12 protein-coding genes, 1 pseudogene and 1 riboswitch are annotated in these 9,499 nt (G+C 34.6%); of the genes and pseudogenes, 3 read left to right on the top strand and 10 right to left on the bottom strand.

The features are described from left to right. Positions 1-256, top strand: a pseudogene (locus B2745_RS00640) (arginine decarboxylase); the annotation flags it as partial. 301 nt (positions 257-557) lie between these two features. Here the strand turns inward: B2745_RS00640 and B2745_RS00645 are convergent. From B2745_RS00645 to B2745_RS00665, 5 genes are all read right to left on the bottom strand, one after another. Next, on the bottom strand, positions 558-1,280 hold the full coding sequence (locus B2745_RS00645; protein WP_304062308.1) for a diphthine--ammonia ligase: 723 nt from the start codon (positions 1,278-1,280) through the stop codon (positions 558-560). Then, positions 1,273-1,962: an SIR2 family NAD-dependent protein deacylase gene (locus tag B2745_RS00650; protein ID WP_304062310.1), complete on the bottom strand. Its 690-nt coding sequence runs from the start codon at positions 1,960-1,962 to the stop codon at positions 1,273-1,275. The genes B2745_RS00645 and B2745_RS00650 overlap by 8 nt, the downstream gene beginning before the upstream one ends. 8 nt (positions 1,963-1,970) lie before the next feature. After that, positions 1,971-2,474: a bifunctional adenosylcobinamide kinase/adenosylcobinamide-phosphate guanylyltransferase gene (locus tag B2745_RS00655; RefSeq protein ID WP_304062314.1), complete on the bottom strand. Its 504-nt coding sequence runs from the start codon at positions 2,472-2,474 to the stop codon at positions 1,971-1,973. 170 nt (positions 2,475-2,644) lie between these two features. Next, positions 2,645-3,223 carry a DUF6580 family putative transport protein gene (locus tag B2745_RS00660; protein WP_304062317.1) on the bottom strand — a complete coding sequence of 193 codons (579 nt, stop codon included), beginning with the start codon at positions 3,221-3,223 and terminating at the stop codon, positions 2,645-2,647. A gap of 34 nt (positions 3,224-3,257) precedes the next feature. Beyond that, positions 3,258-5,174 (bottom strand): TonB-dependent receptor plug domain-containing protein, encoded by a 1,917-nt coding sequence (locus B2745_RS00665; RefSeq protein WP_304062320.1) that lies wholly within the window; start codon positions 5,172-5,174, stop codon positions 3,258-3,260. A 101-nt stretch (positions 5,175-5,275) separates the two neighbouring features. Next, a riboswitch (cobalamin riboswitch) is annotated at positions 5,276-5,467 on the bottom strand. Positions 5,468-5,651: 184 nt separating this feature from the next. On the opposite strand from B2745_RS00665, the gene B2745_RS00670 reads away from it, so the two are divergent. Next, positions 5,652-5,927, top strand: a complete 276-nt coding sequence (locus B2745_RS00670) for a hypothetical protein (protein WP_026904919.1) — start codon at positions 5,652-5,654, stop codon at positions 5,925-5,927. 3 nt (positions 5,928-5,930) lie between these two features. Continuing rightward, positions 5,931-6,089: a hypothetical protein gene (locus tag B2745_RS00675; protein ID WP_304062323.1), complete on the top strand. Its 159-nt coding sequence runs from the start codon at positions 5,931-5,933 to the stop codon at positions 6,087-6,089. Here the strand turns inward: B2745_RS00675 and B2745_RS00680 are convergent. The 5 genes from B2745_RS00680 to B2745_RS00700 all read right to left on the bottom strand — a co-directional run. Then, positions 6,078-7,229, bottom strand: coding sequence for a putative sensor domain DACNV-containing protein (locus B2745_RS00680; protein WP_349681769.1), 1,152 nt, complete (start codon positions 7,227-7,229; stop codon positions 6,078-6,080). The two genes, B2745_RS00675 and B2745_RS00680, sit on opposite strands and share 12 nt — an antisense overlap. Positions 7,230-7,241: 12 nt before the next feature. Next, the gene (locus tag B2745_RS00685) at positions 7,242-7,727 is read right to left on the bottom strand and encodes a heme-binding domain-containing protein (RefSeq protein WP_026904921.1); all 486 of its coding nucleotides are present in this window, start codon (positions 7,725-7,727) and stop codon (positions 7,242-7,244) included. Continuing rightward, the gene (locus tag B2745_RS00690; RefSeq protein WP_304062325.1) at positions 7,724-8,518 is read right to left on the bottom strand and encodes an inositol monophosphatase family protein; all 795 of its coding nucleotides are present in this window, start codon (positions 8,516-8,518) and stop codon (positions 7,724-7,726) included. The genes B2745_RS00685 and B2745_RS00690 overlap by 4 nt, the downstream gene beginning before the upstream one ends. Next, a complete protein-coding gene (locus B2745_RS00695; protein WP_304062327.1) occupies positions 8,511-8,921 on the bottom strand; it encodes a GtrA family protein in 411 nt (136 codons plus the stop codon). The genes B2745_RS00690 and B2745_RS00695 overlap by 8 nt, the downstream gene beginning before the upstream one ends. A 50-nt stretch (positions 8,922-8,971) precedes the next feature. After that, positions 8,972-9,499: prolipoprotein diacylglyceryl transferase (locus B2745_RS00700; protein WP_304062330.1), on the bottom strand; the 528-nt coding region annotated here is incomplete at its 5' end.

Below are 9,499 nucleotides of genomic sequence, written 5' to 3' on the forward strand. Positions count from 1 at the left end.
ACAAGATTATTACAACCAAGAAGCACACATGAACAGCGTTTTCATGCCTAAAACACGTAAAGTACAGTATTTAGGTTTCTTCCATACAGGGGCTTATCAAGAAGTATTAAGTGGCTATGGAGGTATTCACCATTGCTTATTACCTTCCCCTAAGCATGTTATCATCAGAAGAAATAGAGACGAAACTTTTAACTACGAGGTTTTTGGCGAAGAGCAAAACAGTAAACAAGTTTTGAAGATTCTAGGGTATATTTAATTGAAAATTCAAAAGTGAAAAGTGAAAATTCAAAAGTGAAAATTAAAAAGTGCTTTTTAAAGTAAAAATTAAAAAATTCAAATTGCTTAAATTCTGTAGAGTTTAAGCAATTTTTGTTTTTAAGACTAATTATACAATTTTATAGGCCCTAATCAACTAATGAACCAATGATTATACAATTTTATAGGCCCTAATAATCCAGTGAACCAATGAACTAAACCCTCTAACTAACCTACTAATAAACTACCCCCCCTAATCACCTAACAAACTAACCAACTAACCACCTAACAAACTAGTACATCTACCCTACCAAATCAACATACCAGAAGCCTAGGTTTTTGGGTTTGTCGTCTTTAGTGAAGCAAACATCATCTTCATTTTTGGGAGTTAGATAGCTTTTAAAAACTTTCTCGCCTAAAGTATAAGTAATAGCGTTTTTAAATATCGGGCCTTCAAACACAAAAGTGTGGAATTCTCCGTTTTCTCCGCATGGGTCTATATTTTCTGGCAAACTGTTTATGAAAGCTATATCAATAACTTTCCCTGCATAAGCTCCTAAATTTTCTTGGGTACAAGCTATTACGGTTTTAAAACCTAAATTCAAGAAGTCTTGAATTAACGTTTTAGTATCTTTCTTCCACAGTGGAAATACGGCCTCCATCCCTACTTCTTGTAATTTCGATTCGCGGTAAGCTTTTAAATCCTCTAAAAAAATATCTCCAAAAACAGCATGTGTAATTCCTTCTTCTTTCAGGATGGTTAAATTTTGATGCATGATTTCATCATATTCTTTCATACCGGGCATTTCTGGTAATCTAATTTGATATAATGGAATACCTAAACTTTCTGCTTGTTTTAGTAAAAGCGATTCTCGCACTCCATGCATAGAAATACGATTCAGACTATCATTTACAGTAGTCACCAAATATTTAACCTCATAATCTGGGTTTTGCAAAAGATAATATAAAGCTAAAGCCGAGTCTTTACCGCCGCTCCAATTGAAAATACAAGGTTTCCTATTCATGTTTCAACAGTTTTTCAACTAAAAGAGGAACAGCAAGGCTAGCTTTCTCTTCTATTTTAATCAATGGATTAGAGATTCTAACTTCAGGTATTTTAGGATCTACCACATAAACAGGCACCTCCTTACGAGCAAGCTCTAATAAACCAGCAGCTGGATACACGACTAATGAGCTGCCAATTAAGATAACCATATCTGCCAAAGGCATTTCATGCATAGCCTTGGTAATCATGGGTACAGCCTCGCCAAACCACACCACATGCGGACGTAACTGACTGCCTAACTCGCACAACTCACCCATTTCTATATCTGGCTTGTCTAGTTTATAAAGCAAAGCCGGGTTTTGTGAAGAACGGGCATAAACAATTTCTCCATGTAAATGCATCATATTTGAAGAACCTGCTCGCTCATGTAAATCATCAATATTTTGGGTAATGATTAAAACTTCAAACTTTTCTTCTAATTTTTTCAAAGCGAGATGAGCCGCATTAGGCTGAGCAGCTAAAACACTCCTCCTCCTTTCATTATAAAACTGCTGTACTAAAGCAGGGTTTCTTTGCCAAGCTTCTGGCGTAGCAACATCTTCTATAGCGTAACCTTCCCATAAGCCATCAGCATCTCTAAAGGTTTTTAAACCACTTTCTGCACTGATACCGGCACCTGTTAAAACGATAATCTTTTTCATAGGATAAATTATTTGAGTGAAAGCGGTAAACCTGACACCATAAAGATAGCTTTATCCGCTTTTCTAGCAATGTATTGATTACACCAACCTTGCAAATCGGTAAACTTCCTTCCGGATTCTGTATCGGCATGTAAGCCCATTCCTAATTCATTAGAGATGACGATAAAAGTAGCCTCTTGTTGTGTTAAATCATCAAAAGCTTGTTTTATTTGTTCTAAAGATGCTTCTACATCGTATTTAGTATCAACAAAAAAATTGGTAAGCCATAAGGTTACACAATCTATAACTACTACTTTGCCTGTAAAATCAATTTTAGCGGGATATTTCTCTTCTTCTATATTCTCCCAGCGCTCATCTCGATCTTGTTGATGCCTGATGATACGTTTTTCAAAATCTTTATCCCAATTACGGGCTGTAGCCAAATAAACAGGCTTATTGGTTAAAGATAAAGCAAGATTTTGTGCATAACTACTTTTCCCAGAACGGGCACCCCCAGATATATAGTAAATCATGATAGTTCTTAAATTTTAAACATAAAAAAAGAGGTTGTCTTACAACATCATTTTTTGTCAGGCTGAGCGGAGTCGAAGCCTTTTTTGAGTAATTCAGAGTACATTTCGACTCCGCTCAATGTGACAAATACGATTATTTAGACAACCTCTTTAAGGTATAACATTTGGCATTAGTATGCCAATTCTTTTTTACTTTTTAAAATCGTGAATTTAGATTTTGCTAATTCAAAACCACCATATAAAACTGCACCAAACACTAAGTTTCCTAACAATAGGTTTTTCTCAAAAGGAATTGCTGCAATTAAAGATTGGTAATAACCTGTAATGTCTTTATTATATAAAGTGCCACCTAACCAAGGTTCAATATCAGTAACTAACCAATGAATTAAAACACTTGCTAGTGAACCTAACAAAACAGTATTTACATTAACTGTTTTAATTAAGCTACCAATAAATACCATCGCTACAAAGCAGATATAAACCCAAACAAAGCCATCATAAAACAAAGTAAATTCGCCTGTATAAGAATAAGTCACAAACAAATCACTGATGAACAAAGTAATTAGAGGAACTAAATAAGCTTTGTATTTATTGGTGAAATAAGTACCACCAAACATGGCAATTGCACCAACAGGTGTAAAATTAGACCAAGCAGTTTGTTCGCCTAAGCTTAAAAATCTTGTAGCAGCTGCGGCAAGAATCATCATTACCAATACCCAGTTTCTTACGTTTATTTTATTTAAAGACATACATTATAATTTATGATGGTAAATTTATTAAATCTTATTGAAAAAGAAAGCTTATACCTGCATTAAAGTTTGTACCCATGGTATTATAACCCGCAAAATCATTATATCTGGCATCAAAGAGATTTTTTACATCTGCAAAAAGCGTAATATTTTTCTTTGCTTTATACTGTACATAGGCATCAAACTTATGATACGATGTTAAAACTACATTTTGTTCGTTAAAATTGGTATCGTAATAAATATCTCTTCTACTATCTGTCCATTTGTACAATAGGCTAAAGCTAAGGTTTTTGTTCAAGTTATAGCTCACATTAGCGCCTGATGAATTTACAGGTCTTCTAGAAAGATTAAAAGCCCCCGGCGTACCCGGAGATTTAACTACCCTACCATATACATAAGCATAAAATGCGCTAATACTTAAATTATTATGGGGTTTAAAACCAATTTCGGTTTCTATACCTTCATCATTTTGCTGGTTCTGATTTAAATAACCAAAGCTACCATCTGCTCTAGAACCAAAATCAATCACATCATCAATCTCTCTAAAAAAGATGCTGGTATTGATGTTTAATTTATTCTGGAATAAATCTGTACTAAAGCCAGCCTCATAATTAAAAGATGTTTCTGGATTTAATCCATTAGGGTCTGCATATTCTGAGGTTAACTGATATAAACTTGGTACTCTAAAAGCAGAAGAAATATTACCATAAACCTTAACACTATTGAATAGTAATACAGAAGGATTAAAAGTATAAGTAAAATTATCTCCAAAAGCGCTATGGTTATTGTACCTACCGCCTAGCTCCATCCTAAAAACATCTTTTACGTTAAAGAATAGAGAGGTAAAAAGACTAGCGATATTGTTATTAGCATTTCCGGCAGTAAGTGGCGCACCAAAACCACTAAATTGGTCGGTAGCACTGTATTTATAATTAGCCCCTGATGTTAAATCTAAAAAGTTATTCACTTTATATGAGAATATACTTTCTACATTGGTAATACTACCTTTATAATAACTATTAGCGCCATTATTATCAAACTTATTAGATACATTATTTTGGCTAGCTATTAAGCTTAAATTACCTTTTCTTAAAGCTACATTAACGCCAATATTTCCTAATAAAGCTACTTTATTGTAGTTATAATTAGTATTGTCTTGAAAAGCCCCACCATCTAAACCAGATTTATTATTATTAAGTTGTAAACCACCTAATATTTTTACTGTGCTATTGAGATATTGAGATAAATTAAGACTTAAACCTTGCTGACTAAATTTGTCTTTCTCGAATGGAGAAGGTGTGTTTAAAGGCTGGGCCGATGAAAATCCTTTACTATCTAAATTAGAAAAATTAAATGCTACTGCTGTTTTATTGATATTACCATTAAGACCAACAGCTTGTTTATAAGTATTGTAAGTACCACCACTTAACAAGGCATTTGTTTTAAGCTTACCCTCTCCTTTTTTAGTGATGACATTGATAACACCAGCAACTGCATCTGAGCCATATAAGGTAGAGCTTGCACCTTTTAATACTTCTATTCTTTCGATTTGGTCTATGGCAATTGCGGCTAAGTTGTACTCACCAGAAATTCCAGAAGCATCATTCACTGGAATACCGTCTATTAAAATAAGCGTATTGGCAGAAGAAGCTCCTCTTAAATAAACTGATTTTACTTCTCCTAAAGCACTACCGCTACCTGTAACGTTTAAACCGGGTACAGTGTTTAGCAATTCTGGTAATGTTCTGCCTTGTGAGCGTTCTATCTCTTCTCTAGAGATTACCCTAACCATTTTACCAATATCACTGATTTTTTTTGGAGAACGAGAAGCCGTAACAACTACCTCGTTTAAAGAACTGGGCTTTTGCGATTGCGCATAAAGCCGGGCATCTGCTAATGCCAGTTGAACAAGCCCTAGGCCTGCTGCAACGTAAATGTTTTTTCTTTTCATTTTGTTGTGAGTTTTAGCCCACAGCAAACAGAAAATTGGTTTTGAAATGGAAATACCTTGTGGTAGTACTCGCATTCAAACGCTTCAATCCCCGAAAGCTATGAATTTTTAATCGTTAGGCAGGTCTTCTGACTTACTCTCTGCTTCCAGCCTTCCCAGTTTTAAGTATCAAACCAGTGGCAAAATTTAGAAGCAGTCTTAAAGAGCTTACAGCTGCGGGACAGTTGAAGAATTACACTTCATTCCCTTTTAATCTCGTTCTAAAACGAGAACCATAACGCCACGAAGATAAGAGGAAATTAATTACTGTACTATTTTTTTTTAAAACAATTCATCATTGAGGATGAAAATTTATAAAAACCGCATACTAAACGTGTTTTAAATCATCATTTTAATATATTTTCTTAAAAACCTAAAAAACAGATTTTTTGGTACAGTTATCGATTATCATAAATAGTCTACTAAAATTTTAGCATCATGAAAATCAATATCATCGGTAATGTAAAAGTCCTAAAAAGTAAAAACGCACTGCAAACAAACTTTGCTAAGCATCAGCATAGTTTAAGTGAAGAAATGAGTAAAGACAAACATCATGTTTTGTACACCAGTTTGCTGTATGTTTTATCTATTTTAAGTATTGCTAGCTGGATAATTTCTTTGAAAATATTACCTTTTGGTGATGTCTTTCAGTTTTTATTAGGTACAGCAGTATTAACCGTTAACTTACTCATTTTTAAACATACTAAAATTTAAGCTATGACTTTTGATGAACCACAAGCTAACAGGAAAGATTGGAAAAAGCAGAAAGCTAAGAGAGATTTACTAGTGAAAAGAAATACTGATAAGGCTAATAAACCTGTTTCTGTTTTTGAAACAACTAATGAAAGCTCGACCAAAAAGAGTTTAAAAAAGTAGAGTTTCTATGCGATGGGCTTGTACGCATTTCATCGTTATAGACCAAGATAACACCGTAAAATGGCCATCTTGCGATGCAACCAAAGCAATGCAATTATGATTATCATAAACAAATTGAGCGGAAGAAAGATGTCTGGTTCCACCTAGTTGGGCAATATCTATTAGGGAGGCCTCTCCCCCGATTACAGGTTCAATAAAAGCTACTTTTTTTACACTACTGTTTCCTTCGCGTTTACCAATTTTAACACCAAAAGCTAATAATTCATACTTATCATTCATGATGGTTGCGCCATCAATAGCTGTAAAACCAGCAATATGGTCAACCTCTTTTTTTAACTTACTTATCCATAGGCTTTCGCTGATGTTACTGCCATCCTTTAAAATTAAATTAGCTAAACCTTCAAATGGTGGATTTAATTGATAGCGAAAAGGTGATATTAATGATTGTTTCCACTGTTCATCATCAGAAGGTGTTAATAGCAAAGTACCTCCTCTACCATGAGAACGCATAAAAACTGCTAATTGGATAAGAATATTGGTAGTATCATTTCTTAAATAAGGTGCAGTAAAACCTAAAAGTGATTTTAAAATCTGCGGACTATCTGGTAATATTCCACTATCTTCATTTACTATTTTAATTTCATCGCCCTTGAGGATAACTACGTTAGTGAATTTTCCATAGCCATTAATCCTCTTATGCTTAATAACCAGCAAACCGGGTTCAGAAACATCTAATACGAAACAGTAATCGGGTATATAAGTAGTAGAGCCCCAAACAAAAAGTTCGCCATCTTGAAACCAAACACCTAAATGTATACCAGCACCTTCTATACCTGGGGCTAGTTTAGAAAGCACATAAGCATTTAAAGTTAATTTTTCTTGAAATACAACTGGGTGCAAGGCTTGCTCTGGCGATAGAAAAGCTAAAGAAATACGAGGGTATTTGCCTTCCTCGCTTCTGAAACTTGCCCAAAAGCATACATCAATAATAGCTTCTATAATATTTACCTTGGGTATGGTAGCTATATCTTGCGCCTCTTGATCATGAGCTAAAGCAATATGATGCAGAAAGTGCTCTGATATTTTAGGAGCAACAATTTTTGCCGATTGATACGTGGGTGAATATTGTATAGAAGCCATTAAACATGTTCTTTATTTTTTACTTTCCTCTAATGCAAAAGCAGGATCGCTTTGAATTTTTAAACGTGTTTCTTTTGCCCAATTTACCAATGCTAACCTTTGTGTTTCATTCAATTTAGCATCTTGATGTATCCAAGTATAAGAATCTAAAGGCATCCAGTGGTCTTCCTGAGACTCTATTAATTCTTCTAGTTTATGATCTTGCTTTTTAAGCTTATAAGTTAAAAACTCATCAAAGTTTAAATGTCTTTTTCCATCATCTACATGGCTATCTAACCACCAGGCAACAGGCTGTATATTAGCATACCAAGGATAAACGGTATTATTGGTATGGCAATCATTACAAGCAGTTTTTAAAATCTGCATGGTTTCCTCATTAGCCGGAAACTTGTTATGTATACTGTTAACAGATGGTGTAGTACTTATATTTTTTTCTGGTTTGATAAATTGTATGATGACCAAAACAGCCAGTAAGCCTAATAAAATTTTCTTCTTCATGATTTAAAATACTTGTTTATAGTGGTTAATAATTCTTGTGATATGTGTCTGTTTGTGGAGACAATATCGCAATTTTTTAAAGCATTTTTTCCACCTTCAAAATCAAAATTTTCTCCACCTGCTTGTTGTACAATAAACATCCCTGCAGCAATATCCCAAGGTTTTAAATTATATTCAAAATAAGCATCAAAACGACCACAAGCTGTATAAACCAAATCTACAGAAGCAGCTCCTATTCTTCTTAAACCGTGGCAGCTTTGTATTAAATCGCCAAATAAAGCCATATAAGCATCTTTGCGGGTAAAATCATAATAAGGAAAACCTGTTGCCAGTAAGCTATCGGCTACTTTAGTATTTGTAGATACTTTTATTTCTTTGCCATTTAAGAAAGCAGCGCTTCCCTTCCAAGCGTAAAAGCATTCGTCCTTACCAATTTCATAAACTACACCTAAAACCAATTCGTCTCCTTCTTGCAAAGCTATGCTTACCGCAAAAGCAGGAATGCCATGAATGAAATTGGTGGTGCCATCTAGTGGGTCTATAATCCAGTTAAAAGTTTCTGCTTTTTGGTGTACACCTTCTTCTGCAATAAAGCCAGAACCAGGTAAAACTTTTGCTAAGGCTGAAACAATCATTTCTTCAGAGGTTTTATCCACGTAAGAAACCATATCATTGGTGCCTTTATATTCTATTTTTGAGGATTGAAATAATGCTGATTCTTTTCTGATAAAAGCTCCGGCTTCTTTAGCAATACGGATAACTTCAACACACAATTCCTGATAGTTAAGCATGGGTACGAACTTTAAAAGTAAATAATTTATGGATGTAATAACTGGCAAAACCTAAACTTAAAGCAGAACTGATACGCCCAGCCGTAGGCCAGAAACCACATAGCTCTACAAAAAATCTTAATAAAGCATAATTGGCAAAAAATCCAATAAAAGCGATAGTGGCAAAGCGTATAAATTGTTTTCGGGCTTTTAAGCTAGACTCATTAAATACGGTATATTTAGTAATTAAGAAATTAACAATGATACCGAACGAATAAGAAATGGTTAAGGTAAACTCGTGTGCACTTGCTCTAAACTGGTTAAATTGAATGCTTGGATGTTTTAATATGTAGTTGATGATGGTATAATAAACCAAAACATCGGCAACGGTAGCTATCCCTGCTGAAAGGAAAAAACGCACCATTTTATGTTGATAGAAAGCATTTAAAGTTTCTGATTTTGATAAAACAGACATTAGGCAACCGCCCTTCCCGATTTATAATTTTTAACAGACCAAACTATGCCAGCTATCCCCAAAATAACCATAACAGATGAAATAAGTTCTGCTTGGGTAAATGAAAGCCCTGCAACTTCATACTTAGAGTTTACACGAATACTTTCTATTAAAAAGCGCTCTACACCATTCAAAATCAAGTAAATAGAGAATAACAAACCTGGTGCTTTAATTCTGTCTTTTACTGCCCATAATAAAGCAAAAAGTAAAATGCAAATAACAGCCTCATACAAAGGTGTTGGGTAAACTGGGTTAGCTAGTTCAAAGCAGAATTTACCTTCGCAACCGGCAATAGGTACACCTTCATTTATCACATTATGCGGATATTTAGAAGCCCAAGCCCAATCTGGCAACCAAGTTAACCAGTTAGGTTTAGCACTTAAATTTTCTATACCCCAATCTCCATCGCCAGATAATTGGCAGCCTAAACGACCTACACCATAAGCTAACATCATACCCGGTCCGCCAATATCCAGCATGTGAACTGG

The sequence above is a fragment of the Pedobacter glucosidilyticus genome, assembly GCF_002483235.1.
Lineage (GTDB): Bacteria > Bacteroidota > Bacteroidia > Sphingobacteriales > Sphingobacteriaceae > Pseudopedobacter > Pseudopedobacter glucosidilyticum_B.

Excerpts from the sequence above, each read along its gene's own strand:
- B2745_RS00645 (WP_304062308.1), bottom strand. The coding sequence starts at position 1,280 with ATGAATAGGAAACCTTGTATTTTCAATTGGAGCGGCGGTAAAGACTCG.
- B2745_RS00650 (WP_304062310.1), bottom strand. The coding sequence starts at position 1,962 with ATGAAAAAGATTATCGTTTTAACAGGTGCCGGTATCAGTGCAGAAAGT.
- B2745_RS00655 (WP_304062314.1), bottom strand. The coding sequence starts at position 2,474 with ATGATTTACTATATATCTGGGGGTGCCCGTTCTGGGAAAAGTAGTTAT.
- B2745_RS00660 (WP_304062317.1), bottom strand. The coding sequence starts at position 3,223 with ATGTCTTTAAATAAAATAAACGTAAGAAACTGGGTATTGGTAATGATG.
- B2745_RS00665 (WP_304062320.1), bottom strand. The coding sequence starts at position 5,174 with ATGAAAAGAAAAAACATTTACGTTGCAGCAGGCCTAGGGCTTGTTCAA.
- B2745_RS00670 (WP_026904919.1), top strand. The coding sequence starts at position 5,652 with ATGAAAATCAATATCATCGGTAATGTAAAAGTCCTAAAAAGTAAAAAC.
- B2745_RS00675 (WP_304062323.1), top strand. The coding sequence starts at position 5,931 with ATGACTTTTGATGAACCACAAGCTAACAGGAAAGATTGGAAAAAGCAG.
- B2745_RS00680 (WP_349681769.1), bottom strand. The coding sequence starts at position 7,229 with ATGGCTTCTATACAATATTCACCCACGTATCAATCGGCAAAAATTGTT.
- B2745_RS00685 (WP_026904921.1), bottom strand. The coding sequence starts at position 7,727 with ATGAAGAAGAAAATTTTATTAGGCTTACTGGCTGTTTTGGTCATCATA.
- B2745_RS00690 (WP_304062325.1), bottom strand. The coding sequence starts at position 8,518 with ATGCTTAACTATCAGGAATTGTGTGTTGAAGTTATCCGTATTGCTAAA.
- B2745_RS00695 (WP_304062327.1), bottom strand. The coding sequence starts at position 8,921 with ATGGTGCGTTTTTTCCTTTCAGCAGGGATAGCTACCGTTGCCGATGTT.